At 63.9% G+C, this 24,746-nt stretch carries 28 protein-coding genes and 1 tRNA gene; 12 read left to right on the top strand and 17 right to left on the bottom strand.

The window, feature by feature from the left end; translation table 11 throughout:
- Window positions 1–22: 22 nt before the first annotated feature.
- The 6 genes from kdpC to FFS37_RS20855 form a co-directional block, all read right to left on the bottom strand.
- On the bottom strand, window positions 23–589 hold the full coding sequence (gene kdpC, locus FFS37_RS20885) for a potassium-transporting ATPase subunit KdpC (RefSeq protein WP_137932861.1): 567 nt from the start codon (window positions 587–589) through the stop codon (window positions 23–25).
- Window positions 590–600: 11 nt separating this feature from the next.
- Complete coding sequence (gene kdpB, locus FFS37_RS20880; RefSeq protein WP_137932860.1) at window positions 601–2,694, bottom strand: potassium-transporting ATPase subunit KdpB; 2,094 nt, start codon at window positions 2,692–2,694, stop codon at window positions 601–603.
- Entirely contained in the window at window positions 2,691–2,924 is a 234-nt protein-coding gene (locus FFS37_RS20875) for a hypothetical protein (protein ID WP_137932859.1), read from the bottom strand. Before FFS37_RS20875 ends, kdpB begins: the two co-directional genes overlap by 4 nt.
- On the bottom strand, window positions 2,908–4,611 hold the full coding sequence (gene kdpA, locus FFS37_RS20870) for a potassium-transporting ATPase subunit KdpA (protein ID WP_137932858.1): 1,704 nt from the start codon (window positions 4,609–4,611) through the stop codon (window positions 2,908–2,910). Before kdpA ends, FFS37_RS20875 begins: the two co-directional genes overlap by 17 nt.
- 20 nt (window positions 4,612–4,631) lie before the next feature.
- Window positions 4,632–4,721: a K(+)-transporting ATPase subunit F gene (locus tag FFS37_RS20865; RefSeq protein WP_023669708.1), complete on the bottom strand. Its 90-nt coding sequence runs from the start codon at window positions 4,719–4,721 to the stop codon at window positions 4,632–4,634.
- 377 nt (window positions 4,722–5,098) lie between these two features.
- Complete coding sequence (locus tag FFS37_RS20855) at window positions 5,099–5,818, bottom strand: Crp/Fnr family transcriptional regulator (RefSeq protein ID WP_137932856.1); 720 nt, start codon at window positions 5,816–5,818, stop codon at window positions 5,099–5,101.
- A 133-nt stretch (window positions 5,819–5,951) separates the two neighbouring features.
- On the opposite strand from FFS37_RS20855, the gene FFS37_RS36620 reads away from it, so the two are divergent.
- Window positions 5,952–6,272, top strand: coding sequence for a DUF6894 family protein (locus tag FFS37_RS36620; RefSeq protein ID WP_408631443.1), 321 nt, complete (start codon window positions 5,952–5,954; stop codon window positions 6,270–6,272).
- A gap of 142 nt (window positions 6,273–6,414) precedes the next feature.
- Window positions 6,415–6,612: a hypothetical protein gene (locus FFS37_RS20845; protein WP_137932854.1), complete on the top strand. Its 198-nt coding sequence runs from the start codon at window positions 6,415–6,417 to the stop codon at window positions 6,610–6,612.
- A gap of 18 nt (window positions 6,613–6,630) precedes the next feature.
- On the opposite strand, the gene FFS37_RS20840 is transcribed toward FFS37_RS20845, so the two are convergent.
- From FFS37_RS20840 to FFS37_RS20815, 6 genes are all read right to left on the bottom strand, one after another.
- Complete coding sequence (locus FFS37_RS20840) at window positions 6,631–6,879, bottom strand: DUF6719 family protein (protein ID WP_137932853.1); 249 nt, start codon at window positions 6,877–6,879, stop codon at window positions 6,631–6,633.
- 147 nt (window positions 6,880–7,026) lie between these two features.
- Window positions 7,027–9,588, bottom strand: coding sequence for an HWE histidine kinase domain-containing protein (locus tag FFS37_RS20835; protein ID WP_137932930.1), 2,562 nt, complete (start codon window positions 9,586–9,588; stop codon window positions 7,027–7,029).
- Window positions 9,578–10,135 (bottom strand): biliverdin-producing heme oxygenase, encoded by a 558-nt coding sequence (locus FFS37_RS20830; RefSeq protein WP_137932852.1) that lies wholly within the window; start codon window positions 10,133–10,135, stop codon window positions 9,578–9,580. The genes FFS37_RS20835 and FFS37_RS20830 overlap by 11 nt, the downstream gene beginning before the upstream one ends.
- A 223-nt stretch (window positions 10,136–10,358) precedes the next feature.
- The gene (locus FFS37_RS20825) at window positions 10,359–10,661 is read right to left on the bottom strand and encodes a DUF982 domain-containing protein (protein ID WP_137932851.1); all 303 of its coding nucleotides are present in this window, start codon (window positions 10,659–10,661) and stop codon (window positions 10,359–10,361) included.
- Window positions 10,662–10,804: 143 nt separating this feature from the next.
- Window positions 10,805–11,131 (bottom strand): hypothetical protein, encoded by a 327-nt coding sequence (locus FFS37_RS20820; RefSeq protein ID WP_137932850.1) that lies wholly within the window; start codon window positions 11,129–11,131, stop codon window positions 10,805–10,807.
- A gap of 83 nt (window positions 11,132–11,214) precedes the next feature.
- Window positions 11,215–11,304 (bottom strand) — tRNA-Ser (locus FFS37_RS20815).
- Window positions 11,305–11,686: 382 nt separating this feature from the next.
- On the opposite strand from FFS37_RS20815, the gene FFS37_RS20810 reads away from it, so the two are divergent.
- The 3 genes from FFS37_RS20810 to FFS37_RS20800 all read left to right on the top strand — a co-directional run bounded on the left by FFS37_RS20810 (window position 11,687) and on the right by FFS37_RS20800 (window position 14,070).
- Window positions 11,687–12,391, top strand: coding sequence for a hypothetical protein (locus tag FFS37_RS20810; protein ID WP_137932849.1), 705 nt, complete (start codon window positions 11,687–11,689; stop codon window positions 12,389–12,391).
- Between the two features lie 126 nt (window positions 12,392–12,517).
- Window positions 12,518–12,841 carry a hypothetical protein gene (locus tag FFS37_RS20805; RefSeq protein ID WP_137932848.1) on the top strand — a complete coding sequence of 108 codons (324 nt, stop codon included), beginning with the start codon at window positions 12,518–12,520 and terminating at the stop codon, window positions 12,839–12,841.
- A gap of 239 nt (window positions 12,842–13,080) precedes the next feature.
- Window positions 13,081–14,070 (top strand): BMP family lipoprotein, encoded by a 990-nt coding sequence (locus FFS37_RS20800; protein WP_137932847.1) that lies wholly within the window; start codon window positions 13,081–13,083, stop codon window positions 14,068–14,070.
- Window positions 14,071–14,124: 54 nt separating this feature from the next.
- Here FFS37_RS20800 and FFS37_RS20795 read toward each other — a convergent pair whose 3' ends face one another.
- Window positions 14,125–14,523 (bottom strand): hypothetical protein, encoded by a 399-nt coding sequence (locus tag FFS37_RS20795; RefSeq protein WP_137932846.1) that lies wholly within the window; start codon window positions 14,521–14,523, stop codon window positions 14,125–14,127.
- Between the two features lie 12 nt (window positions 14,524–14,535).
- On the bottom strand, window positions 14,536–14,745 hold the full coding sequence (locus FFS37_RS20790) for a SlyX family protein (protein WP_137932845.1): 210 nt from the start codon (window positions 14,743–14,745) through the stop codon (window positions 14,536–14,538).
- A gap of 198 nt (window positions 14,746–14,943) precedes the next feature.
- Here FFS37_RS20790 and FFS37_RS20785 point away from each other — a divergent pair, with 198 nt between their 5' ends.
- The 6 genes from FFS37_RS20785 (at window position 14,944) to deoA (ending at window position 21,278) form a co-directional block, all read left to right on the top strand.
- Window positions 14,944–16,473 carry an ABC transporter ATP-binding protein gene (locus FFS37_RS20785; protein WP_137932844.1) on the top strand — a complete coding sequence of 510 codons (1,530 nt, stop codon included), beginning with the start codon at window positions 14,944–14,946 and terminating at the stop codon, window positions 16,471–16,473.
- On the top strand, window positions 16,470–17,609 hold the full coding sequence (locus tag FFS37_RS20780) for an ABC transporter permease (protein ID WP_137932843.1): 1,140 nt from the start codon (window positions 16,470–16,472) through the stop codon (window positions 17,607–17,609). The genes FFS37_RS20785 and FFS37_RS20780 overlap by 4 nt, the downstream gene beginning before the upstream one ends.
- 1 nt (window position 17,610) lies before the next feature.
- Window positions 17,611–18,681, top strand: coding sequence for an ABC transporter permease (locus tag FFS37_RS20775; protein ID WP_137932842.1), 1,071 nt, complete (start codon window positions 17,611–17,613; stop codon window positions 18,679–18,681).
- A 63-nt stretch (window positions 18,682–18,744) separates the two neighbouring features.
- The gene (gene cdd / locus FFS37_RS20770; protein WP_137932841.1) at window positions 18,745–19,137 is read left to right on the top strand and encodes a cytidine deaminase; all 393 of its coding nucleotides are present in this window, start codon (window positions 18,745–18,747) and stop codon (window positions 19,135–19,137) included.
- A gap of 12 nt (window positions 19,138–19,149) precedes the next feature.
- The gene (locus tag FFS37_RS20765) at window positions 19,150–19,959 is read left to right on the top strand and encodes a purine-nucleoside phosphorylase (RefSeq protein ID WP_137932840.1); all 810 of its coding nucleotides are present in this window, start codon (window positions 19,150–19,152) and stop codon (window positions 19,957–19,959) included.
- Window positions 19,959–21,278 carry a thymidine phosphorylase gene (gene deoA, locus FFS37_RS20760; protein ID WP_137932839.1) on the top strand — a complete coding sequence of 440 codons (1,320 nt, stop codon included), beginning with the start codon at window positions 19,959–19,961 and terminating at the stop codon, window positions 21,276–21,278. The genes FFS37_RS20765 and deoA overlap by 1 nt, the downstream gene beginning before the upstream one ends.
- Window positions 21,279–21,347: 69 nt before the next feature.
- Here the strand turns inward: deoA and FFS37_RS20755 are convergent, their stop codons facing one another.
- The 3 genes from FFS37_RS20755 to FFS37_RS20745 form a co-directional block, all read right to left on the bottom strand.
- On the bottom strand, window positions 21,348–21,911 hold the full coding sequence (locus FFS37_RS20755; RefSeq protein ID WP_137932838.1) for a TIGR02281 family clan AA aspartic protease: 564 nt from the start codon (window positions 21,909–21,911) through the stop codon (window positions 21,348–21,350).
- Window positions 21,912–22,032: 121 nt separating this feature from the next.
- Complete coding sequence (upp, locus tag FFS37_RS20750) at window positions 22,033–22,662, bottom strand: uracil phosphoribosyltransferase (protein WP_137932929.1); 630 nt, start codon at window positions 22,660–22,662, stop codon at window positions 22,033–22,035.
- Window positions 22,663–22,810: 148 nt separating this feature from the next.
- Window positions 22,811–23,785, bottom strand: a complete 975-nt coding sequence (locus tag FFS37_RS20745; protein ID WP_137932837.1) for an adenosine deaminase — start codon at window positions 23,783–23,785, stop codon at window positions 22,811–22,813.
- A gap of 135 nt (window positions 23,786–23,920) precedes the next feature.
- Between FFS37_RS20745 and ubiE the strand changes: the two genes are divergently transcribed.
- On the top strand, window positions 23,921–24,697 hold the full coding sequence (ubiE, locus tag FFS37_RS20740) for a bifunctional demethylmenaquinone methyltransferase/2-methoxy-6-polyprenyl-1,4-benzoquinol methylase UbiE (protein WP_137932836.1): 777 nt from the start codon (window positions 23,921–23,923) through the stop codon (window positions 24,695–24,697).
- Window positions 24,698–24,746 lie beyond the last annotated feature (49 nt).

The raw sequence follows: 24,746 nt of genomic DNA, 5'->3' as shown, positions 1-24,746 counted from the left end.
GTCGATCCCCGACCCCCGCTGTTCACTGTTTCGCGGCATCGAGCGCCATGTTCAGCGCCAGCACATTGACCACCGGCTCGCCAAGCACGCCCAGTTCCCGGTTCTCGACCTGGGCATCGACCAGTGTCTTGATCCTGGCTTCGTCGATCCCTCTCGCCTTCGCCACGCGGGGAACCTGGAAGTAGGCGGCGTCCGGACTGATGTGCGGATCGAGCCCACTGCCCGACGTCGTGACAAGGTCCATCGGAACCGGTTGGCCGGGATTCTCGGCCTTCAACTTTTCAGCGTCGCCCTTGATGCGGTCGATGAGCTTGGGGTTGGTCGGACCGAGGTTGGAGCCGCTGGAAGCGCCAGCGTCGTAGCCGTTGCCGGCGGCGGAAGGACGGCCGTGGAAATATCTGTCACTGGCAAAAGCCTGGCCGATCAGTGCGGAGCCAACCACCTTGCCATCCTTCTCGACAAGGCTGCCATTGGCCTGCCTGGGGAATAGCGCCTGGGCGATGCCGGTCATGCCCAGGGGATAGACGAGGCCGGTCAGCACGGTGAAGAAGACGATCATGATGATCGCGGGTCTGATTTGCTTGAGCATTGGAATGATCCTTATGCAAGGCCAAGGGCCGTGACGGCCATGTCGATCAGCTTGATGCCGACGAACGGCACGACGATGCCGCCAAGGCCATAGACGAGAAGGTTGCGGCTGAGCAGCGCGCCGGCGCCGATCGCCCGGTATTTGACGCCGCGCAGCGACAGCGGGATCAGCGCGATGATGATGAGCGCGTTGAAGATGATCGCCGACAGGATGGCGCTCTGCGGGGTCGCCAGGTGCATGATGTTGAGCGCCTGCAGCGGACCAGTGGTCTGTCCCGGCGCGACGTAGAAGACGGCGAACATTGCCGGGATGATGGCGAAATACTTGGCCACGTCGTTGGCGATCGAGAAGGTCGTCAGCGAGCCGCGCGTCATCAGCAGCGCCTTGCCGATCTCGACGATCTCGATCAGCTTGGTCGGGTCGCTGTCGAGGTCGACCATGTTGCCGGCCTCGCGGGCCGCGACCGTGCCGGTGTTCATGGCCACGCCGACATCGGCTTGCGCAAGCGCCGGCGCGTCATTGGTGCCGTCGCCGCACATGGCGACCAGCTTGCCCTTGGCCTGCTCGTCGCGGATCAGCTTAAGCTTGTCCTCGGGTGTCGCCTGGGCAAGGAAATCGTCGACGCCGGCTTCAGCGGCGATCGCCGCCGCCGTCATCGGATTGTCGCCGGTGATCATCACCGTGCGGATGCCCATCTTGCGCAGTTCCGCGAAACGCTCGCGGATGCCGCCCTTGACGATATCCTTGAGGTGGACGACGCCGAGCAGGCGCCCGTCACGCTCGACGGCAAGCGGCGTGCCGCCCGACTTCGCGATGCTGTCGGCGATTGCCTGCAGGTCGCGGACCGTATCGCTGCCAGGCCGCGCGCCGCCGCCGGCGACGGTCGACTGATTGACATGGGCCAGAACCGAATCGACAGCGCCCTTGCGGATCGACGAGCCGTCGATGTCGACACCGCTCATGCGGGTCTGCGCCGTGAACGGCACGAAACTGGCGTGCAGGGTTGCCATGTCGCGGGCGCGGATCGCGTATTTCTCCTTGGCCAGGACGACGATCGAGCGGCCTTCCGGCGTCTCGTCGGCAAGCGAGGCAAGCTGCGCCGCGTCGGCCAGTTCCTGCTCGCTGACGCCCTTGACCGGCCGGAACTCGGTGGCCTGGCGATTGCCGAGCGTGATTGTGCCGGTCTTGTCGAGCAGAAGCGTGTCGACGTCGCCCGCGGCCTCGACGGCTCGGCCCGACATGGCCAGCACATTGAAGCGCACCAGGCGGTCCATGCCGGCAATGCCGATGGCCGACAGCAGCGCGCCGATGGTGGTCGGGATCAGCGTCACGAACAGGGCGACGAGCACGGTCACCGAGATGTAGCCGCCGGAATAGGAAGCGAAGCTCGGTATGGTCGCGGTGGCCAGCACGAAGATCAGCGTCATACCGACCAGCAGAATGTTGAGCGCGATCTCGTTCGGGGTCTTCTGGCGCTCCGCGCCTTCGACCAGCGATATCATGCGGTCGAGGAAGGTCTGGCCGGAAGCGGCGGTGATGCGCACGCGGATCCAGTCCGACAGCACCTGCGTGCCGCCGGTGACCGCCGAACGGTCGCCGCCGGATTCGCGGATGACCGGCGCGGATTCGCCCGTGATCGCCGCTTCGTTGACGGAGGCCACGCCTTCGACCACTTCGCCGTCGGACGGGATGATGTCACCCGCTTCAACGAGAACGATGTCACCGACCTTCAGGCTGGTGCCGGGCACCAGCTTGAACTTCGTCCGGTCGTCGCCGGCGAGCAGCTTGGCCTGGGTCTCGGTGCGTGCCTTGCGCAACGAGTCGGCCTGCGCCTTGCCGCGCCCCTCGGCGACGGCTTCGGCGAAGTTGGCGAACAGCACGGTGAACCACAGCCAGATGATGATCTGCAGGGTGAAGCGCAGGTCGCCGCCGCCGGTAATGAGGTCCCTGATGAACAGCACCGTGGTCAGCGCCGAGACGATGGCGACGACGAACATCACCGGGTTCCTGACCAGCGTGCGCGGATCGAGCTTGCGGAAGGCACCGCCCATGGCGGGCCAAAGAATGCCAGCATCCATGATGCTGGCTGATTTTGAATGGCTCATTTTGGAGCTCCGGCTTCAGTGTTGTTGGACGGCACCGTCGAAACGGATGCCGAAAAGGGCGGGCCGTAGACCAGCAGCCAGATCACGATCATGACCGCGGCAAGGCCCAGGAACGTGGACACGCTCGGGAAGGGAGGAGGTCTTGACTCCCCCTCGCCTCCAGCAGGCGGCCGGGCCTTGCGGCGCATGGGGCTGAACCAGGGCATGGCCGTCTCAGAAGGTTTGTCCATGGATCATCGCCAGGTGCTCGACGATCGGGCCGACGGCGAGCGCCGGGAAGAAGGTCAGGCCACCGACGATGATGATGACGCCGACCAGCAGACCGACGAACAGCGGACCGTCGGTCGGGAAGGTGCCGGCCGAGGCGGGCACGGTTTTCTTGGCCGCCAGCGCGCCGGCGATGGCCAGCGCCGGGATGATGACCAGGAAGCGGCCCATGAGCATGCCGATGCCGATGGTGATGTTGTACCAGGGCGTGTTGCCGCTGAGACCGCCGAAGGCCGAGCCATTGTTGGCCGCCGCCGACGTGTAGGCGTAGAGGATTTCGGAAAAGCCGTGCGGGCCGCTATTGCCGATCGAGGCGACGGCGCTCGGCAGCACCACGGAGATCGCCGTGAAGACGAGCATGGCCAGCGGCAGGCACAGGATCGCCAGCATCGCCATCTTGACCTCCTTGGCCTCGATCTTCTTGCCCAGATATTCGGGCGTGCGGCCGACCATCAGTCCGGCCACGAAGACGGCGATCAGGATGAACATCAGGATGCCGTAAAAGCCGGCGCCGACGCCGCCGACGATGACTTCGCCGAGCTGCATGTTGATGAGCGGGATCATGCCGCCAAGCGCGGTGAAGCTGTCATGCATGGCATTGACCGCCCCGCAGGAAGCGGCCGTGGTGATGACCGCGAACAGCGCCGACGCGGCGATGCCGAAGCGTGTCTCCTTGCCCTCCATGTTGCCACCGTCGATACCCAGCGCATGGACCAGCGGGTTGCCCGCGGCTTCCGCCCAGTAGCAGACGGCGACGCCGGCGATGAACAGCACGCCCATGGAGGCGAGGATCGCCCAGCCCTGACGCTGGTTGCCGACCATGCGGCCGAAGACGTTGGTCAAGGCGGCGCCGATGGCGAAGATCGACACCATCTGGATCAGGTTGGAAATGGCGTCGGGATTCTCGAAAGGATGCGCCGCATTGGCGTTGAAGAAGCCGCCGCCATTGGTGCCGAGCATCTTGATGGCAACCTGCGAGGCGACCGGGCCAAGCGCGATCGTCTGCTTTGCGCCTTCGAGCGTCGTGGCATCCACGTAAGGCCCGAGCGTCTGCGGCATGCCGAGCCAGACATAGACCAGCGTCAGCACGACACAGAGCGGCAGGAGCACATAAAGCGTGGCGCGGGTCATATCGACCCAGAAATTGCCGATGGACTTGCCGGAGGCGCGGGCGAAGCCGCGGATCAGCGCCATGGCGATGGCAATGCCCGTGGCGGCCGAAACGAAGTTCTGCACGGTCAGGCCCGCCATCTGCACGAGGTAGGACATCGTGCCTTCGCCGGCATAATTCTGCCAGTTGGTGTTGGTCATGAAGCTCGCGGCGGTGTTGAAGGCAAGGGCTGCATCGACCGCGCTCATGCTGGCCGGATTGTAGGGCAGCCCGCCTTGCAGGCGCTGGAGGACATAGAGCACCAGGAAGCCGGCAAGATTGAAGAGCAGCATCGCCACCGCATAGCTTGTCCAGTGCTGTTCCTCGCGGTCGCTGGTTCCGCAAATGCGATAGAGCCCGCGTTCGAGCGGGCCGAAGATCAGCGAGAGCGGCGTGCGGTCGCCGCTGAAGACGCGGTGCATGTAGCCGCCAAGCGGCTTCACCAGCAAAATGACGATCCCGCAAAAGACCAGGATCTGTATCCAACCGTTCATTGTCATGGCTATGGCTTTCCGTGCCTTCAGAAGCGTTCTGGACGAACCAGCGCGTAGGTCAGGTAGACGAGCAGGAACAAGGTCACGCCGCCACCGAGGATGTAATCGACAAGCATGGTCTGATCCTCCCTATCAAATCCGGTCACAGACTTTGATGTAAGCAAGGGAAAGAGCGAAAAACAAAACGCCAATCCCGACAACAATGATGTCCATGTTAAATTTTCCCTGTCTGTTTTTCGCCGTTTTGCATCGCTTGGGCAAAACAATACGATGACTTCGCTGACCGTGCGCATTGGCGGCCGCGTGAAATCTTTTCCCAGGGAATATGGACCCGATCGCCATAAAGGTTCGAGACGGGGCGAAGTGGAAAGAAATAGGAATTTTATAAAGGTTTTGCGCCGGCGGCTGCGGAGGCGCTGATCATCGGCACCAATCGCTCGAAGGGCCGGCAGGCTGGCGGATCAGGAACAGCGTCGTGCCGGAAGCGTCCCGTCTAGCGCGGCTCCCGCGCCATGCTGAGGTAGGTCGGGTCGAACTCGGAGATTTCCTGAAGCTTGTGCCAGTCCAGGATGGTGACCGTGTGGTTTGCCCAACTGACGACACCGATCTTGCGCAGGGCGCCGATCACCCGGTTCATGTGCACGACGGACAGGCCGATCACATCGGCGAGTTCGGCTTGCGACAACGGCAGATGGAAGCTCATGCCGTTTGTCCGCTGCACCACCTGCAAACGCACGAAAAGTTCGCAGACCAGATGGGCAAGATGCGAGGTCTTGGAGCGGCGTCCCATGGCGACGATCCATTCCCTGTGAATGGCGCCGTCGACCAGCGTGTCCAGCCAGAGCAGGCGGGTGAGATGCGGCGCCTCCTCGGTTATGGCGCGAAGCCGGCTGTGGTCGGCGAAGACGACATGGCAGGGCGAAAGCGCGACGATGCCGTGGTCCATGGTCTTCAGAAGAAAGGCATGGAGATCGACAAAATCGCCGGGCACCTGAAGCGAGGTGAACTGCCGGCCGCCGTTCTCCAGCACCTTGTAGCGTGCCGCCAGCCCATCCAGGATCAACGTCGAGTACGTCGGCCGCGATCCGGAGGCGACAATATCCTGGCCGGTCGCAAAATGCCTCTCGAACGTCATGGCGCCGACCAGCAGCGCCTTTTCGGCATCCGATAGCGCATCATGCTGGCCGAGGTTCAGATAAAGGGATTCAAGCACCACTACCTCCAGCGAAGGGCTTAGAGCGGATCGCCAACAGTTCGGTGGGAAGCATCGGGCGGCTGGGAAAGCACTATGTCCTTGGCCGATGCCGGGCATTAACATTTGTTAGAAGGCGCTTATTCGCCGGCAAATGCCTGACGGATGGAACAACACCTCACTCCGGGAATTGACGATTCATCTTCGGCCAACGCCGCGAACCGGATTCAGTTGCAAAATGCCGCGATATTACCTGGACCTATACAGTAGTGACGGCCTCACGGTGGACGAGGAAGGCCAGGTTTTCGAGAGCCGCGACCGCCTGCGCCGCGAAGCGGTTCGAATCCTGCCGGACATCCTTCGCGACGAAATGCTGGAGGACGATCGCGCTGCCATTGCCGTCAAGGTCCGCGACGAGGCCGGAAGCCATGTCCTCGAGGCATCCCTGGTCATATGCCTTAAATGGCGAGCTTGACGGCTGGCACCGCGCGAAAGTCGGCAATGACCATCATTTGTAATCGTCAGCGCCGAACTGTCCCGGCATCCTGCCTCGTAGGCAGATGGCTCAGAGGCTCGGCAACTTCTGTAGAAATGTGCATGAAACGGAGAAGCGACGAATGACCCGGGCGAAAGTGGATACGCAGCGCGACGAGCGCGCCAAGCGGGAATCCGAGATCGTCATCGCGGCAGAGCGGGCGGCCCGGGAAGCGAAGACCGCCAGGCTGAGGGCATTGCGGCTGTCCGCGCAAACGGCTGACCGACCCGCTCCGGCCAGTCCAGGGACGGCTCCTCACAAATCACCCTCCAGCGACTGACCTGCCCGCGCAGCTGGATCAGGGATGCCGTATGCAACGATAGATGCGCTTGTGTCCGGCCACTTTGTTGCCGGTCTTGACGCTGCGGTCGCTCCCGGCCTTGACCTCCTTGATCTGGCCTTTCGGGCAGGAGCCGTCGTCAACAAGGACAGTCTCCCCTGTACGCAATTGTCCGGCGCCTGGTTCGTGGCGCAGGATTTGCTGGCCTGCGTTGGCCTGTGCGACGCAAAAGAGACCCACCAGTATAGAATATGCGACTTTCTTCATGATTTCCCCCTGCCCGTGAGAGCCGTGACGCTATCATCGTCGCCCGGTGAGGCGAAAGGAAAGCCGCCGTCAGGCCAAACACGAAATCTCGATCACGCGGTGAACGTCGGCCCGTGACAATATCTGGAACGTCTTGAAAATCCGGAGTCAGATCGTGATGTGCGGGTTCCGTGACTGGAGAGCGGTTGTCAGGGCGCGCCGCAGGGCATCGGCATTGTAGGGCTTGCGCACCACCGCCACGTCAGCGAAGGCCGAGGGGATCAACGACTTGTCGCCGTACCCCGTGGCGAACACGAACGGAATGCCGCGCCGCGAAAGTTCCTCGGCAACCGGCAGCGACGTTCCCTCCCCCAGATTGATGTCGAGGACCGCCAGATGCGGCGCGCCGGCACGTAGTTTCTGCAAGGCATCCGCCGCGGAGGCGGCGACGGCGACGTTGGAAATTCCCTGGTCGGCCAGCATGTTTTCCGCGTCCATGGCGATCAGCATCTGATCCTCGACGAGCAGGACGCGCAGATCGTCGGCGAAGGGCGTCTCCTTGGCGAAGGAGGCTTGCCCGGCGGTGTCTTCGTGTCTCCTTGTCTCGGCTGGCGCGGCCACATGTCTGGCAGGAAGCAGGAACCGGGCATTGATGCCGTCCGGCTTGTAGTCAACCCGGCTCTCGCCGCCGAGGTCGTATGGAATGCTGCGGTCCACGAGAGCGGTGCCGAATCCGAACCGCATCGGCGGCGAAACCCGCGGGCCGCCCGCCTCGCTCCAGAGCAATTCGCAGTCGCCGCCTTCGAGCAGCTTCCAGGTGATGCTCACCGTGCCTCCCGCCTTCGACAGGGCGCCATATTTGGCGGCGTTGGTGGACATCTCGTGCAACACCAACGCCATCACGGAAAAGGCGCGTGCGTCGAGCCAGACGGCTGGCCCGGTCAGTTCGAGTGTCGACGATGGCGTGCGATAGGGAGAGAGCTCGGCATTGAGCAGGTCGGCAAGCGCGCCTCCGCCGTCGCCGCGCACCACCTGGTCGTGCGCGAAGGAAAGCGCCTGGATCCGGCCTTTGAGAGCCTCTACGTAATCGCTCAGTCCGCGGCCTTCCTGCACGGGATGGCCAACGAGCGATTTGATGACGGCGAGGATGTTCTTGACGCGGTGATTGAGTTCCTCGTTCAGCATGCGCTGCCGCACATCGGCTTTGTCGCGCTCCTCGGCGACGAGCTCGTTGTGATGGAGCACGATCTCGACCAGCGCCATGCGCGCGGCTTCGGCAATCTCGCGATCGGCCTCGGTCCAAGGCTGCGACTGCATGTGGACGGTTTCTTTCCAGATGGCGAAGCTCTTGCGCGGCGTGAGCCGGTCTCCGAGCGGACCGACCTCATAGACCTTGTCGGGATTTCCGGCCCAATTGAGCGTCTGCACCAACTCCTTCCGGAAAAAGAAGAGATAGTCCCTCGGGCGTTGCGACAGCGGCACCGCCAGCACCCCGGCTGCGTCGCGGCTGAAATCCTCGGCGTCCGCGAAGCCTTGGGAAAGCGAATGCGTGGCCCATACCTTGCCGTCGGCCATGACCCCGACAAAGCGCGCGAGGTCGGGCAGGTAATCCCCGGCGGGCGCCGAGCCCACCGCGGTCCATTTCTCGTCCTTCCACAGGCCGACCCCGTCACATGGCATGAGCTTGGCCAGTTCCGGCAGATTGTCGCGCAACAGCGCGTCCAGGTCGGCGGTCCTTGAGGCGAGCTTCAGGAAGCCGTCGATGGCCTGGCGCGCGATCCTGGCGGTTTCGAGCGTCCGTTTCTGCTTCAGGGCCTGCAGGTGCAGCGAGAAAAACTCGCCAAACATCTCGGCGGCGACCCGCTTCGCCATCGGCAGGGAGCGCGGGCTGTAGTGATGACAGGCGATCAGTCCCCAGAGCGCGCCATCGACGATGACGGATATCGACATGGACGCCGCGACGCCCATGTTGCGCAGATACTCGCAATGGATGGGCGAGACGCTTCTGAGATGCGCGAACGACAGATCCAGCGGTTCGCCGGAAGGGTCCAGTTCCGGAACGACCGGCACCCGCTCGCCGCTGGCGTCGGAAATGATCCTGATCGTGTTGCGCAGGTAAAGGCTGCGCGCCTGCTGGGGAATGTCGCTGGCCGGGAAATACTGACCGAGAAAGCTCTCCAGATCGGCGCGCTTGACCTCGCTGACCACCTTGCCGGCCCCATCCGCCTCGAAGCGATAGACCATCACCCTGTCGTAGTTCAGCAGGCCGCGTACAAGCCGCGCCGCCTGATTGATCAGGCGGTCGACGTCCGCGATGTCGCCGAGGCGGCCAATCAGCGAGCGGGCAAGCGACAGCGGCTGCTCGGCTTCCCTGCTGGCGGGCTCGAGTTCGATGATCGTGCTCGATTTGTGGCGATGCACGGCGATGTCGAATGCCTTGCCGGATGGCAGTTCGACGCCGAATTGCAGCGCGGGACGGGATCCTGATCCGACCGTCGCCAGCGTGTTGCGAAGATCATGGGCGGCCCTGTCGCCGAGGATCGTTTCCAGGGGCGCGCCATTGATCTCGCCGCTCCAGCCAAGCGTCTCGTTGGCGTTGGCTGAATGGCGCAGGCACGTGGCGGCGTTCGTATCGCAGGCGATCAGGCAGCCATGCGGCTGTATGCTTCCAGGAATATGGATAGGCTCCCGATCGCAATTGGTCAGGTCCACTGCCGGCTTATTCAACATCTTCAAGCCTTGAGAATCCCTTTTCCGCCGCGGCGAACGTGTCTATCGCCGCCGACACGACGCGCTCCATGTCCAGCCCGTCGGCGTTTTCGAGTGCGGAAACGAACTCGTTCCAGCTGTCGGACGAAGCCTGACGCGAGAGGTGGCTGGCCCCATGCGCGCGATCCAGCCCGAGGGCGAGCGCCCGCTTGAGCAGGATGCGCGCCCCGAACGCCGACCCTTCCAGGACATAAAGGCAACCGAACAGCGAAGAACCGTCCGCCAGCAGGCCGGCTGGCCAATCGGGAACGTCGTCCGCGCGCAATCCCAGGGCCAGGATGTCCGCGAGCAGGTCAGGGCCGACAAGCGTCGGCCGCCAGCTGGAGAGGCTTTCCGGCAGGGAAGCCCTCCCTAGCGCCCTTTCGATGGGAAGCCGGAACCGGTAGAGGCCCGTGAGATAGTGGCCATAGGATTCGACGGTGTCGAAACTTCCGACGCGTTCGTCGACACGGCGGTGCGCTTCTGATGTGCGCTCCCTCAACAGGAAGCGGCGGGACGGTTGATGCATGCTGGTCTGCAAATCCCCAGGAAGATGCCGTAGCTGTGGCACATTTGGCCTCTAACGCCGTCCGGGAAAGTCGGTTCCACGACTTTTTGAACAATTTACTCGAAATCGAGCCGTCGTTGCGCGCCGGCAACCCGTTGAAAATGGGAAAGCCCGGCTCGGGAGGGCGGAGCCGGGCTTCCGGTGATGACTCTGACGGATAGTCACCACGATGGCAGGACGTTGGTCAGGCTGCGTAGCCGCCATAGCCGCGCGCGACGGCCCGCGCCACGATGACCGGCTCGATATCCGGCCAGAGGATGCCGGTGGCATCGGCGAACTCGACCATGGCATGCCGCGCCTCGTCCCTTGTGATGCAGCCTTCCAGCGCGAGGCCGCACGCCTCCACCGCGTTGCGGTAGAGCGGGCCACGGCGGGACGTCGTCCAGTCGGTCAGGAAATCGTGCATTTCGGCCAGCGACGAGATCTCGCGCTTGAAGCCGAGGCCGACGGTCAACCAAACGGGTGAGTGAAACACCTTGTCGTGCATGAGGCAGGCTCCTGTTGGCGCGGGTTCGGATGGATATCAGGCTGGATGGATACTGGCGGGTTCACGATTTCGACGCGAGGAAACGCACCGCGCGACGGGAGGTTCCACAGATCTTCAATTGCCCGTCGGGATGACGCGAACGCCTACGCCAAGTGCCCCGTCCACCAGCCATGGCTGCTGGTCATGCGGATGACCAGCATGCCGAAACCCGATATCATCGCCGCCCAGTAGAGCGGCGCGCCGACCTTCCAGCGCTCGTCGGCCGGGGCGGCTGCCATCAAGGCCTTGCGGGTGCCGTAGAGGCCGGCAATCAGCCCCAGATTGAGGATGATATCCAGCCACACCACACCTCGGCTGGCGAATTCGCCGCCCGGAATACAGAGCCGCCAGACGAAAGGCAGTATGAGCAAGGCCACCAGCACCCGGAAAGGCGCCCAGGACACGGGTTTGCTTCGGCTGACCTCCGGCATGATTTCCCCCTCGCCCGCAGCATAGCTGGAAAACTGCCGTCACGAACTGCCTGGACGGACACGAAGTGGTGAGTATTGGGGACTGGCGGAGAGAGCGGGATTCGAACCCGCGTTACGGTCTCCCGTAAACACACTTTCCAGGCGTGCGCCTTCAACCACTCGGCCACCTCTCCGTCCTTGCCTTCGCGCCGGCCGGTTTCGCCGCGCGGGTTGGGGAGATGCATCTCCTTGGGGTTGCGATGCGGAATTTCCGCGCCATGGACGCCGTCCAACCAGCGGACGTCCTTCCCAGCACCTGAGCCGTCGAAGCAACAGGCGCGGGGCTCATCTAGTCGATCCCGCGCCGAATGCCAAGCCATAACGGCGGTCTATTCCACATAGCTGTCGAACCGGGTCCGGTTGACCGGCCGGCGTGGCGTTTTTGCAAGCTTTGCCGCCGAATGATGTGCAAAGCCGGGACCGGGCGGCCAGGCGTGCTTGACTTCACCCCGGCACGGCGGTCGAGTGCCTGTGACCGAGCGATCGGCGGACTTTGCGGGGGAGCATCGTCGCACAATGACGACAGGCACTGGGCAAACACCGGCCGGACGGCCCGACAGCGGCTTGTCCTATGTCCCCGTGGGCTGGCTCATTTTCGTCATGGCATGGTCGCTCTACGGACTGGCGTCTGCCTCCTGGCTGTTCGGGGATTCCGGCCTGCCCGACGCGATCTTCTACTTCTTCCTTGCCGGGCTCTTCGCCAATGTCATCATCGTCGCATGGGGGCTGTATCTGCTCGGCCTCGCCCTGGGCCGCTCCACGCGCTTCCCGCGCCAGTTCATCATCTGGCAGGTCGCATTCATCGTCTGGGTGCTGGCGAGACAGGTCTATGTGCTTGCCGTGCCACCCTTCGTCTTCACGCCCAGGAGCCTGCTCATAGGCGGCGCCGAGGTCGCCATCGGCCTGCTCTGCATCTACCTGCTGCGCCGGGGCTCCGGCGCCGAAAATGTCTATGCCAAGCCGCAAGCCGAAGCGCCGCCGGTTTATGTCTCCATCGTCGCCGCCCTGCTCGGCATCATCCTTGGCGCCGTCGTCGGCGCCGTTGGCGGTTTTCTCGCCGGCTCCGTCATCGCCGACGTCGCCCAGGTGAGCTGCTTCGAGGGCGGCTGCGGCTATTTCGCCGCCTTCATCGGCTTGGCGGGCCTGGTGGTGGGCGCCATTGCCGGCGGCATCCTTGCCGTGTGGCTTGTGCACCGGCGCGGCCGTAAGCCAGCCGCATAGGGCGACGAAGGACACGCGCTCAAATTCACGGATCGCGATTGCGGTCAGGCCGCGCCCATTCTATTTCTGGTCCCGGGATATGTGCCACGGATCCGCTGCATGCGGGATCCGCCGGGGAGAGCCTTGATGCTGCGTTTCATCTTTCGCCTGGCGGCAATGGTCGCGCTGTCGGTTTCCGTCATCATGGCGGTGCTCGACACCACCCGCACGGTGGCCGCCTCGGCGCTTGTGCTGACCCCGCTCAACGCCAGCTGGCTTGCCGTCTCGCCGGATACGCGGGCCGCTTTCGAAACCTTCGTCCGCGCCAAGGCCGGCCCGCTGCTGTGGGACGGCGCCATCGCCTGGGTTCTGAACCAGCCCGGCTTTGCCGTTTTCGCGGTGCTGGCCTTCCTGCTCTATGCGATCGGCTACCGGCGCCAGCCGCGCGCGGGAAAATTTGCGGCGACCTGATCGGCGCCCGCCTGCCGCTCGCAAAGCGGACATTTGCGCCACGCCGCAATCGCCGCGCGGCCTTGCCGTGGCATGCTTTTCCAAAAGGTCAAAATTCCGCGTGAATTTTGTTTCGGGCCGTGCCAGATTGCCGCCGAGCGGGAGGGGAATACGCTCCTGGCTGATCTCGCGTGCCTGCCGCAGAACCGGGCAAGCAGGCGGGGCGTAACGGAAAAAATAACCGACAGGGTGTGGATCACATGAAACGTATCGTTCTCGGCCTCCTGGCCGCAACCGCCATGGTTCTTCCGGCTTTCGCCGCGGATGTGCAGCCCGCCATCCTCTACGATCTGGGCGGCAAGTTCGACAAATCCTTCAACGAAGCGGCCTATCACGGCGCCGAGAAATTCAAGACCGAGACCGGCGTCGCCTATGTCGAGTTCGAAGTGTCCAACGCCTCGCAGCGCGAGCAGGCCCTGCGCCGCTTCGCCGAGGACGGCCGCAACCCGATCGTCATGGCCGGCTTTGCCTGGGAAGATGCGCTGAAGAAGGTCGCTGCCGAATATCCCGACCTCAACTTCGCCATCATCGACGATGCCGTCGACCTGCCCAATGTCCGCTCGCTGGTCTTCAAGGAAAACGAAGGCTCCTACCTCGTCGGCATCATGGCCGCGATGGCCTCCAAGTCGAAGAAGGTTTCCTTCGTCGGCGGCATGGACATCCCGCTGATCCGCAAGTTCGAATGCGGCTATGTCGGCGGCGCCAAGGCCGCCGGTGCGACCGAAGTCATCCAGAACATGACCGGTGACACGCCGGCCGCCTGGAACGACCCGGCCAAGGGCGGCGAGATCGCCAAGACGCAGATCGACCAGGGTTCCGACGTGGTCTATGCCGCGGCCGGCGGCACCGGCGTCGGCGTGCTGCAGGCTGCGGCGGATGCCGGCAAGCTCGGCATCGGCGTCGATTCCAACCAGAACGGCCTGCAGCCCGGCAAGGTGCTGACCTCGATGATGAAGCGCGTCGACGTTGCCGTCTACAATGCCTTCATGGACGGCAAGAACGGCACCTTCAAGGGCGGCGTGCAGAACCTCGGCCTCAAGGAAGGCGGCGTCGACTACGCCATGGACGACAACAACAAGGCGCTGGTGACGGACGAGATGAAGGCCGCCGTCGAAAAGGCCAAGGCCGACATCATCGCCGGCAAGATCGAGGTGCACGACTATACGGCTGACAACGCCTGCCCGTATTGATCGGCAACACCATTTGCGAACCGCCGGGCGAAAGCCCGGCGGTTTTGCTTTGAGCTACAACCGTGCCGTGAGATAGCCCAGCGCAAAGGCAATGATCAGCCCGAGGGCGATGGCAAATCCCCGTCGGCCGCCAAGTGCATGCAGGCCGACGACATGCGGCCGCCGGGACAGGCTCCGGATAGCGGGCGCTGGTCGGGCATCCTCCAGACCAACGCTGCGCATCTGCGGCAATTCCCCAAGGCGCTGCGTGACCAGCTTCCAGTGTTCGTCGGGCAGGCCGGCCGGCTTTCCGGCGCGGTCGAAAACATGCATGCGTTCCGCGAGCCGCACCACCGCGTCGCGGAAGGCGGGATCGATTTCCAGGTCGCGCTCGGCCCGCTCGCGTTCGGCATCGTTCATCAGGCCGAGCACATAGTCGCCGGCCCGAGCAATACGATCGCTTTCACTGGCCATGGCACCCTTCCCTCACCAATGCGGCGGCTTGGTCACCGGCACGTCTGACGCCGCCTGCTCTTCCAGCGCCAGGAAACGGTCGGTCAGCGCGTCGAGCTTGCGCTGCATGCGCTCGATCACCGTCCACTGTTCGGCGATCTGGCCGGACAGCTCCTCAATGGTCTTTTCCTGCTCCGCGGCGCGGATTTCCAGCGTCGTCAACCGGTCGGCGGGCATGCTCATGCGAAGGTCCCTGTCTTGTGCCGAACACCCATCCGGCCTGGCCATATTAGCGAATATGAAGGCTTCGGCCACGTTCGAAATTGACAAGCACACCGGGATTTGCCGAGAGTGAAGGCCGCTCCGGCCAATTGGCACGGGCGGAGCGTCATGCTAGGCATTTTGACCAAGCGATAAAAAAATAAGAGTGGGACAGGCTGCATGGCGCAAGCCGCAATCGAACTGGTCGGCATCAACAAGAGTTTTGGCGCCGTCCGCGCCAACCGCGACATCAACCTCGAAATCGCGCGCGGCACCATCCATGGCATCGTCGGCGAGAACGGCGCCGGCAAGTCGACGCTGATGTCGATCCTCTACGGCTTCTACCAGGCCGACAGCGGCGAAATCCGCGTTGGCGGCAAGCCGGCATCGATCAAGACATCCAACGATGCGATCGCGCTCGGCATCGGCATGGTGCATCAGCATTTCATGCTGGTCGACAACTTCACGGTGCTGGAAAACATCATCCTCGGCGCCGAGACCAACGCGCTCTTGAAGAGCAGCATCGCCAAGGCGCGTTCCGAACTCGACCGCCTGGAGCGCGAGTACGGGCTGGAGGTCGATCCCGACGCGATCATCGAGGAGCTGCCGGTCGGCCTGCAGCAGCGTGTCGAAATCCTCAAGGCGCTCTATCGCGGCGCCGAGATTCTCATCCTCGACGAGCCGACGGGCGTTCTGACGCCGGCCGAGGCCGACCACCTGTTCCGCATCCTCAGGCAGTTGAAGGAGCAGGGAAAGACGGTGGTGCTGATCACCCACAAGCTGCGCGAGATCATGGCCATCACCGATACCGTGTCGGTGATGCGCCAGGGCACGATGGTGGCGACCCGCGAGACCAGCAAGACCACCGTCGAGGAACTGGCCGAACTGATGGTCGGGCGCCGCGTGCTTCTAAGGGTCGAGAAGGGCGAGGCGGCGGCTGGTGCGGTCAAGCTTGCGGTGAAGAACCTGACGGTGAAGGATTCCCGTGGCGTCACCATGGTCGACGATATTTCGTTCGATCTGCGTGCCGGCGAGATCGTCGGCATCGCCGGCGTCGCCGGCAACGGCCAGTCGGAACTGCTCGAGGCGATATCGGGCATCAGGCGTGCCGTCTCCGGCTCGGTCATGCTCGACGGCAAGCCGATCGACCTGACAGGCGCCGCCGACCCCGGTGAGTTGCGCGACCGCGGGCTGGCGCATGTGCCGGAGGACCGTCACCATGTCGGGCTGGTGCTGGCCTTCGAGGAGAACGAGAACTCGATCCTCGGCTATCATGACGACCCGCGTTATCTCAAAGGCCCATTCCTCAACATCGATGCCATCATGGCCGATGCCACGGACAAGATCGAGAAATACGACATCCGCCCCGGCAATCCGCGGCTCAAGACCGCCAATTTCTCCGGCGGCAACCAGCAGAAGATCGTGCTGGCCCGCGAAATCGAACAGGACCCCGGCGTGCTCATCGTCGGCCAGCCGACGCGCGGCGTCGACGTGGGCGCCATCGAATTCATCCACAAGCGCCTGATCGCCATGCGCGACCAGGGCAAGGCCGTGCTTGTCGTGTCGGTCGAGCTCGACGAGATCCGTTCGCTCTCCGACCGCATCCTGGTGATGTTCGCCGGCCGCATTGTCGGTGAGCGCGGCCCGGACGCGACCGAAGGCGAGCTTGGCCTGCTGATGGCCGGCATCGAGCAGGAGGCCGCGGCATGAGCACCCCATACGCCAAACTGCCGGCCTGGGCCGACTATGGGCTGATCCCGCTGATCAATCTGTCCGTGGCCTTCATCGTTGCCGGCTTCGTCGTGATGCTGGTGGGCGAAAACCCGCTGCGCGCCGCCGTCATCCTGGTCGAGGGCGCCTTCGGCAAGGGCACCGGCATCGCCTTCACGCTGTTCTATGCCACCACTTTCATCTTCACCGGTCTTTCCGTGGCGGTGGCCGCGCATTGCGGCCTGTTCAACATCGGCACGGAGGGACAGGCCTATATTGCCGGCCTAGGCATCGCCATCGTCTGCCTGTCCTTCGACAGCGTGCTGCCCTGGTGGGTCAACTTTCCGCTGGCCATCGTCGCGGCGGCGGCGGTTGGCGCGCTTTGGGCGCTCATCCCGGCCTATCTCCAGGCCAGGCGCGGCTCGCACATCGTCATCACCACCATCATGTTCAACTTCATCGCCGCCTCGCTCATGGTCTACCTGCTGGTCGGCCCGTTGAAGCCCGCGGCCTCGCAGGCGCCGCAGACCCGCAACTTTCTCGCCGGCGCGGAATTGCCGAAGCTCAACTGGATACTGGAACTGTTCGGTGCCAAGATCCGTTCGGCGCCGCTCAACATCACCTTCCTGCTGGCGCTGGTCATGGCATTCCTGGTCTGGCTGCTGATCTGGCGCACCAGGCTCGGCTACGAGATGCGCACCTATGGCCACAGCCCGAAGGCGGCGCGCTATGCTGGCATTTCCGAAACCCGCATCATCATCACCGCGATGATGATATCGGGTGCTCTCGCCGGCATGATGGCGCTCAACCCGGTCATGGGCGACCAGCACAATGTGGCGATCGACTTTGTCTCGGGCGCCGGCTTCGTCGGCATCGCCGTGGCCCTGATGGGTCGTTTGCACCCTGTCGGCATCGTGCTGGCGGCGATCCTGTTCGGGATGCTCTACCAGGGCGGCGCCGAACTCGCCTTCGAGATGCCGGCGATCAGCCGCGACATGATCGTCATCATTCAAGGATTGGTCATCCTGTTCGCGGGCGCGCTCGAACACATGTTCAGGCCTTACATCCAGGCGCTGTTCGCCTCCTTCAGTCCAAGGTCCGTCGGCATGGAAGCGGTCAAGGGAAAGGGCGCCTGAGATGGATACCCTCAATGCCATCGTCCAGGTCCTGGACTCCACCATCCGCCTCTCGGTGCCGCTCCTGCTCGCCTGCCTTGCCGGGCTCTATTCCGAGCGCTCCGGCATCTTCGACATCGGTCTCGAAGGCAAGATGCTGGTCGGCGCCTTTGCCGGCGCGGCCGCGGCCTCGGTCTTCCATTCCGCCTTCATCGGCCTCGGTATGGCCATCCTGATCTCGGTCGCCTTCGCCATGGTGCACGGCTTTGCTTCGATCACCCATCGCGGCAACCAGATCGTCTCCGGCGTCGCCATCAACTTCATCGCCGCCGGCTCCACCATCATCCTCGGCCAGGCCTGGTTCCAGCAGGGCGGGCGCACGCCGGCACTGCAGCCGGGCGAAAGGTTCGAGTCGATAACGGCGGACGTGATCTCGAACTTCCTTGCCACCTACAGTTTCAGCACCGCAAGCGTCGCCGATCTGCTGGTCTCGATACGCGGGCTCATCCTCTATCTTCCGGCGCTGCTGTTCGATGCCCTTGCAAGGATTCCCGGCTTCGGCCCGATATTCGCTGAGCTCGTGCTGGGTCATTCCGTCCTCGTCTACTTCGCCTTCGCCATGGTGCCGTTCACCTGGTGGGTGCTGTTTCGCACCCGCTTCGGCCTCCGGCTGCGCGCGGTCGGCGAAAATCCGGCCGCCGTCGACACCGCCGGCATTTCCGTCACCTGGCTGCGCTATCGCGCGCTGATCTGCACCGGCATCCTGACCGGCGTCGCCGGCGCCTATCTGTCGATGGTGCAGAATGGCGGCTTCGTGAAGGACATGACCGCTGGCAAGGGCTATATCGCGCTGGCGGCGCTGATCTTCGCCAAATGGAAACCGGTCAACGCCATGTTCGCCTGCCTGCTGTTCGGCTTCCTCGACGCCGCCTCGATCCGCCTGCAGGGCTCGCCGCTGCCCGTCATCGGCAAGGTGCCGGCGCAGTTCATGCAGGCCCTGCCCTATGTGCTCACCGTCATCCTGCTCGCCGGTTTCATCGGCAAGGCGATCCCGCCGCGCGCCGGCGGCGTGCCCTATGTCAAGGAACGCTGACATGCTCGATCCGGCACTACCGAGCGCCGGGTTTTGGACATGATCATCGGAGAGAACTGCTGAATGTCGCATGATCTGTTCGAAGCCGCCAAGGCTGCCATGGCCAAGGCCTATGCGCCCTATTCGAAGTTTCCGGTCGGCGCCGCTTTGCGCACCGAGGACGGACGCGTCTTCACCGGCGCCAACATCGAGGTCGCTTCTTACCCCGAAGGCTGGTGCGCTGAAACGACAGCGCTTGGCCACTACATCATGGGCGGCGGCGGCCGGATCGTGGAGATCGCGGTCCTTGCCGAACGCATGGCCAAATGTTCGCCCTGCGGCGGTTGCCGCCAGCGCCTGGCCGAATTCTGCCGCCCCGACACAAAACTCTATCTCTGCGACAACACCGGAGTCGCCGAGACCGTGACAATGGGCGATATGCTGCCCTACGGGTTCCGTGGCGACATTCTCAAATAGAGAGCAGCTGAAATGACGGAAAAGACCGTTGACCATCTGATCGAAAGGCTGGACGGCCTGGCGCCGTCGACCGCGATGGTGCTGGGATCAGGGCTCGGCGGCCTGGTCGACCGGATCGAGAATCCCGTCCGTGTCTCCTATGCCGACCTGCCTGGTTTCCCGAGCAGCGGCGTCAGCGGCCATGCCGGCGAGGTGGTGGCCGGCCTGTTTTCCGGCACGCCGGTTCTGATGCTGTCTGGCCGCGCCCATTACTATGAGCATGGTGACGCGGCCGCCATGCGCCCGGTGCTGGAAGTGCTTGCCGGCATCGGCATCACCAAGCTGATCCTCACCAATGCCGCAGGTTCGGTCGATCCCGAGATGCCGCCGGGCTCGGTGATGCTGATCACGGACCACATCAATTTTTCCGGCACCAATCCGCTGATCGGTGAGCCTAGCGACCGGCGCTTCGTCGGCCTGACCGAAGCCTATGACGCCGGCATCCGCCAGGCGATCGAGCGCGCCGCCAAGGCGACCGGCACGGCGCTGCACAAGGGCGTCTACATGTGGTTTTCCGGCCCGTGTTTCGAGACGCCGGCCGAAATCCGGATGGCGCGCATCATGGGTGCCAATGCCGTCGGCATGTCGACCGTGCCGGAAGTCATCCTGGCCCGTTTCCTCGGCCTGCGCGTCGCCGCCTGCTCGGTCATCACCAATCTGGCGGCCGGCATGACCGGAGCCGAGCTTTCGCACCAGGAGACCAAGGACATGGCGCCGGTGGGTGGTTCACGGCTGGCGACCGTCCTGCAGCATGTGTTCCGCGACAAGCTGCTGGAAAGCTGATGCTTCCCCAGGAGATCATCCGCCACAAGCGCGACGGCCAGAGGCTGCCTGCTTTTGAAATCGCGGCCTTCATCGAGGGCGTGACGTCGGGTGCCGTCACCGATGGCCAGGTCGCGGCTTTCGCCATGGCGGTGTTCTTCAACGGCATGAACCGCGACGAGGCCGTGGCGATGACGCTGGCCATGCGCGATTCCGGCGACGTGCTCGACTGGTCGGATTTGCCGGGTCCGGTCACCGACAAGCATTCGACGGGCGGCGTCGGCGACAATGTCTCGCTGATGCTGGCCCCGATCGTCGCCGCCTGTGGCGCCTACGTGCCGATGATCTCGGGCCGTGGCCTTGGCCACACGGGCGGCACGCTGGACAAGATGGACGCCATACCAGGCTATGCCAGCCAGCCCGACATCGCCCTGTTCCGCAAGGCGGTGCTGGAAACCGGCTGCGCCATCATCGGCCAGACCGCCGATCTGGCGCCGGCCGACCGCCGGCTCTATGGCATTCGCGATGTGACCGGAACCGTGGAATCGGTGCCGCTGATCACCGCCTCGATCCTGTCCAAGAAACTCGCGGCGGGCCTCCAGTCGCTTGTGCTGGACGTCAAGGTCGGCAATGGCGCCTTCATGGAGAAGTCGCGTGACGCGACCGCGCTCGCCAACAGCCTGGTCGAGGTCGCGAGCGGTGCGGGACTGAAGGTCTCGGCGCTGATCACCGGCATGAGTGAACCGCTGGCATCCGCCGCCGGCAATGCCGTCGAGGTGCGCAACGCCGTCGATTTCCTGACCGGCCGCCTGCGCGACCGGCGGCTGGAAGATGTGACGCTGGCGCTGGCCGCCGAAATGCTGCAGTCGGCCGGCCTGGTGTCATCCAACCAGGACGGCATGCGGCGCGCAACGGAAACGCTTGCCAGTGGCCGCGCCGCCGCCACCTTCGCACGCATGGTGGCGGTGCTCGGCGGCCCCACGGATTTTGTCGAGCGGCCGGAAAAATATCTGCCTCGGGCGGCGACGGAGGTCGCGGTCAAGGCCCCTGCGGACGGCTTCGTCACCGGCATCGCCACCCGCGATATTGGCCTTGCCGTGGTTGGCCTGGGCGGCGGACGCACCCGGCCCGACGACAAGGTCGACCCGGCCGTCGGCATCACCAGGCTGCTGCCGATCGGGGCGGAAGTACAGGCAGGAGATGCGCTGGCGCTGATACACGCCCGGTCGCCACTGGACGCCGAGGCAGCGGCCGCGACTGTGCTTTCGGCCTATGCGATCGGCGGTTCGAAACCTCCGGCGGACAAGACCGTCATCCGGCGCATCCTGCCGCGCGGCTAGGGCAATTCCAGGAAAAGTGTGGATTCCGTGAGACGCTGAACGGCTCTAGAAACGCCGGAAATGCTCAAATTACTGGACGAGCAGCAATGTCCCGTTCTCGACCTGGTATTTGCCGAGCCGGCTGAGGAAGCTCATGCCGATCAGGTTGGTTTGCAGGGCCCTGTCGTCGAGCACCATGGCCTGGACGTCGTTGACGGTGATGCTGCCGATCTGGAGACGATCGATCATCGCCACGGCCGCCTTGATCGTGCCGTTGGCGGTGCTAACCTCGCGGCTGAAATCGGACGCATTCAAAGACAATCCGATCCTGCGCGCCGTCGAGCTGTTGATGGCGACCAGCGTCGCCCCGGTGTCGATCATTCCGTCGATCTGCCGGCCATTGAGCTTGAAGGTCGACGAGAAATGCCCGCGCCCGTCCGCGGCAACCACCACCTTGCGGCCGGTGGGCAACGGCGCCGCGGGCTTTTCTGGAACGGAGGCCAGGTTGATCTGCGGTTGGGTGTCGGCCTCGGGCTTGGCCGTCACCGCCGTTTTCAGCAAGTGCTCGAAGACTTCAGGGTTCGACTGGTAGACAACCGGGATCGATGCCGATGCACCGGCAAAAACGCTGAGGATGAGAAGTTTGCGCAGCATGGATCGGCCTTTGTGTGTGCCGATCCTTTAGCGCCACATGGTGTTTGCCGCTTTAACGGGTTCGAAAACCCCGCCGTTGCGTAAACATTCGGTAAATCGTGCCAGCCGCCTTTGCCTGCTGTTACTTCGTCCCGTACATGCGGTCGCCCGCGTCGCCAAGGCCGGGCATGATGTAGCCCTTCTCGTTGAGCTGGCGGTCGATGGACGCCGTGAACACCGGCACGTCGGGATGCGCCTTGGTGAAGCGCTCGATGCCCTCGGGCGCCGCCAGCAGGCACAGGAACCGGATGTTGGTGGCGCCGCGCCCCTTGAGCTTGTCGATCGCCGCGATCGCCGAATTGGCCGTCGCCAGCATCGGATCGACGACGATGATCAGGCGGTCGGCGAGATCGCTCGGCGCCTTGAAGAAATACTCGACCGCCTCCAGCGTCTCATGGTCGCGGTAGAGGCCGATATGGGCGACACGCGCCGCCGGCACCAGGTCGAGCAGGCCCTCGAGCAGGCCGTTGCCGGCGCGCAGCACCGAAGCGAAGACCAGCTTCTTGCCCTCCAGCGTCGGCGCTTCCATCTCCTCGATCGGCGTTTCGATGGTGGTGGTGGTCAGTTCCAGGTTGCGCGTGACCTCATAGCCGAGCAGCAGCGATATCTCGCGCAGCAGGCGCCGGAAGCCGGCCGTCGACGTCTCCTTCTTGCGCATGATGGTCAGCTTGTGCTGGACAAGCGGATGGTCGACGACGGTGACGCCCTTCATGATCTTCTCCTGATGCGTGTCGCCCGAAACTGTGCGCATGGATCCTTTCGGACCTGGCGCACTTCAAGCTGCTTGCGCGAACCCTAGCGGCAATGGACCGGCCAAGGAACCGCCTGGCCGGCACCGACCACAGTTTTGTCGGGAGAAATCAGCGCGCCGCACCGTTAAGCCGGGCGAGAAGGGCTGTCTTGGTCTTCCTGTCGACAAAGGCGGCCTCGATAGCCGTCCTGGTGACAGCGGCAAGCGCCTTCTCGTTCATCGAGAAATGCTCGGCGGCGATGTCATATTCGCGCTTCAGCGAGGTCCAGAAATAGGGCGGATCGTCGGAATTGAGGGTCACCTTGCAGCCAGCCGCCTGCAGCGCCGGAAACGGATGGTCCGCAAAACTATCAAACACCTTGAGCGCGATGTTGGAGCCAGGGCAGCATTCCAGCACCACGCCCTCATCCGCGATGCGCCTGACAAGGTCGGGATTTTCGATGGCGCGCACGCCATGGCCGATGCGCGAGGGACGGATATGGTCGAGAGCGGCCTGGACCGTCTCCCAACCCGTCAGTTCGCCGGCATGGACGGTGATGCCGAGCCCGGCCTCGCGCGCGATCTCGAACGCCCTGACATAGTCTTCCATCTCGCCCATGCGCTCGTCGCCGGCAACGCCGAAGCCGGTGACCAGCGGATGCCCGCAGCGCGCCGCGAAACGCGCCGCCTGTTCGATCGATTCCACGCCGACATGGCGCACCCCGGTGACGATCATGCGCCCCTCGATGCCGGTCTTGGCCTTGGCGCGGGCCATGCCTTCACCGAGCGCGTCGGTATAGGCCTTGGGCGACAGGCCGGCCTTCGTCGCATGGTCCGGCGAGGTGAACACCTCCGAATAGATCGCTCCGTCGCGCGCAAGGCTGGTCAGATAGTGGTCGGCCAGCCGCGCGTAATCCTCCTCCGTGCGAAACAGGTCGGCGGAAAAATCGTAAGCCGCGAGGAACGAGGTGAAATCGTGCCAGACGAAGGAGCCGTTCTGGATATAGGGCGAGGCATCCTTGCCATATTTCTGCGCCTGGCGGATGACGAGCTCGGGCGCCGCTGCCCCCTCAATGTGGCAGTGCAATTCCGCTTTCAAAGGCATTCAAACATCCCGTCGGTCAGTCCAGGTCTTCAAAAACCCACCACCTGGAAGCGCGGCTGAACACCGCGCCTTAAACAATAGCGCCCGCACCATCGATCGGCTATGGTCCCGCCGGTTTTATGACGGATCAAAAAAATGTCAGTTGAGAGAACCACGGCCGCCGGCGGCATGGAAACCTCCTATGGTTTCAAGCGTGTGGGGGAAGGCGAGAAGCAGCCCCTGGTCAACGATGTTTTCCATAAGGTCGCCAACCGCTACGACCTGATGAACGATCTCATGTCGGCCGGCATGCACCGGCTGTGGAAGGATGCCATGGTCGCCTGGCTCAACCCGCCCAAACGCGCGGGCTGGAAGGTGCTGGACGTGGCTGGCGGAACCGGCGACATCGCCTTCCGCATCGTCGAGGCCAGCCATGGCCAGGCCCATGCCACGGTGCTCGACATCAATGGTTCGATGCTTGCTGTCGGCCGCGACAGGGCTGAAAAGAAGGGGCTGGCCGGCAACACCGACTTCGTCGAGGCCAATGCCGAGGAACTGCCTTTCGCCGACGGCATTTTCGACGCCTATACGATCGCCTTCGGCATCCGAAACGTGCCGCGCATCGATGTCGCACTCGGCGAAGCCTTCCGCGTGCTGAAGCCCGGCGGGCGGTTCCTGTGCCTGGAGTTTTCCGAGGTTGAAATGCCGCTGCTCGACAAGGCCTACGAGGCCTGGTCATTCAGCGCCATCCCCAGGATCGGCAAGATGGTCACCGGCGACGGCGAGCCCTATTCCTATCTCGTCGAGTCGATCGCGAAATTCCCCAATCAGCAGAATTTCGCGGCGATGATTTCCCGCGCCGGCTTCGGGCGCGTTTCCTTCCGCAACTATTCCGGCGGTATTGCCGCGCTTCATTCGGGCTGGAAGCTTTGAGGCTGCGCCGCATTTCCTGTCCTCGCCATGACCTGTGCCGCCTCAACGA

The sequence above is a fragment of the Mesorhizobium comanense genome (assembly GCF_005503535.1).
Classification (GTDB): domain Bacteria; phylum Pseudomonadota; class Alphaproteobacteria; order Rhizobiales; family Rhizobiaceae; genus Mesorhizobium; species Mesorhizobium comanense.
The sequence above is the reverse complement of the archived record's forward strand: the minus strand, read 5'-3'. Positions and strand labels throughout refer to the sequence as shown.

Bases quoted from the DNA above. Each gene is read 5' to 3' on its own strand.
- kdpC (WP_137932861.1), bottom strand. From the start codon at position 589: ATGCTCAAGCAAATCAGACCCGCGATCATCATGATCGTCTTCTTCACC.
- kdpB (WP_137932860.1), bottom strand. From the start codon at position 2,694: ATGAGCCATTCAAAATCAGCCAGCATCATGGATGCTGGCATTCTTTGG.
- FFS37_RS20875 (WP_137932859.1), bottom strand. From the start codon at position 2,924: ATGGACAAACCTTCTGAGACGGCCATGCCCTGGTTCAGCCCCATGCGC.
- kdpA (WP_137932858.1), bottom strand. From the start codon at position 4,611: ATGACAATGAACGGTTGGATACAGATCCTGGTCTTTTGCGGGATCGTC.
- FFS37_RS20865 (WP_023669708.1), bottom strand. From the start codon at position 4,721: ATGCTTGTCGATTACATCCTCGGTGGCGGCGTGACCTTGTTCCTGCTC.
- FFS37_RS36620 (WP_408631443.1), top strand. From the start codon at position 5,952: ATGCCTGACGGATGGAACAACACCTCACTCCGGGAATTGACGATTCAT.
- FFS37_RS20845 (WP_137932854.1), top strand. From the start codon at position 6,415: ATGACCCGGGCGAAAGTGGATACGCAGCGCGACGAGCGCGCCAAGCGG.
- FFS37_RS20840 (WP_137932853.1), bottom strand. From the start codon at position 6,879: ATGAAGAAAGTCGCATATTCTATACTGGTGGGTCTCTTTTGCGTCGCA.
- FFS37_RS20835 (WP_137932930.1), bottom strand. From the start codon at position 9,588: ATGTTGAATAAGCCGGCAGTGGACCTGACCAATTGCGATCGGGAGCCT.
- FFS37_RS20830 (WP_137932852.1), bottom strand. From the start codon at position 10,135: ATGCATCAACCGTCCCGCCGCTTCCTGTTGAGGGAGCGCACATCAGAA.
- FFS37_RS20825 (WP_137932851.1), bottom strand. From the start codon at position 10,661: ATGCACGACAAGGTGTTTCACTCACCCGTTTGGTTGACCGTCGGCCTC.
- FFS37_RS20820 (WP_137932850.1), bottom strand. From the start codon at position 11,131: ATGCCGGAGGTCAGCCGAAGCAAACCCGTGTCCTGGGCGCCTTTCCGG.
- FFS37_RS20810 (WP_137932849.1), top strand. From the start codon at position 11,687: ATGACGACAGGCACTGGGCAAACACCGGCCGGACGGCCCGACAGCGGC.
- FFS37_RS20805 (WP_137932848.1), top strand. From the start codon at position 12,518: ATGCTGCGTTTCATCTTTCGCCTGGCGGCAATGGTCGCGCTGTCGGTT.
- FFS37_RS20800 (WP_137932847.1), top strand. From the start codon at position 13,081: ATGAAACGTATCGTTCTCGGCCTCCTGGCCGCAACCGCCATGGTTCTT.
- FFS37_RS20795 (WP_137932846.1), bottom strand. From the start codon at position 14,523: ATGGCCAGTGAAAGCGATCGTATTGCTCGGGCCGGCGACTATGTGCTC.
- FFS37_RS20790 (WP_137932845.1), bottom strand. From the start codon at position 14,745: ATGAGCATGCCCGCCGACCGGTTGACGACGCTGGAAATCCGCGCCGCG.
- FFS37_RS20785 (WP_137932844.1), top strand. From the start codon at position 14,944: ATGGCGCAAGCCGCAATCGAACTGGTCGGCATCAACAAGAGTTTTGGC.
- FFS37_RS20780 (WP_137932843.1), top strand. From the start codon at position 16,470: ATGAGCACCCCATACGCCAAACTGCCGGCCTGGGCCGACTATGGGCTG.
- FFS37_RS20775 (WP_137932842.1), top strand. From the start codon at position 17,611: ATGGATACCCTCAATGCCATCGTCCAGGTCCTGGACTCCACCATCCGC.
- cdd (WP_137932841.1), top strand. From the start codon at position 18,745: ATGTCGCATGATCTGTTCGAAGCCGCCAAGGCTGCCATGGCCAAGGCC.
- FFS37_RS20765 (WP_137932840.1), top strand. From the start codon at position 19,150: ATGACGGAAAAGACCGTTGACCATCTGATCGAAAGGCTGGACGGCCTG.
- deoA (WP_137932839.1), top strand. From the start codon at position 19,959: ATGCTTCCCCAGGAGATCATCCGCCACAAGCGCGACGGCCAGAGGCTG.
- FFS37_RS20755 (WP_137932838.1), bottom strand. From the start codon at position 21,911: ATGCTGCGCAAACTTCTCATCCTCAGCGTTTTTGCCGGTGCATCGGCA.
- upp (WP_137932929.1), bottom strand. From the start codon at position 22,662: ATGAAGGGCGTCACCGTCGTCGACCATCCGCTTGTCCAGCACAAGCTG.
- FFS37_RS20745 (WP_137932837.1), bottom strand. From the start codon at position 23,785: ATGCCTTTGAAAGCGGAATTGCACTGCCACATTGAGGGGGCAGCGGCG.
- ubiE (WP_137932836.1), top strand. From the start codon at position 23,921: ATGTCAGTTGAGAGAACCACGGCCGCCGGCGGCATGGAAACCTCCTAT.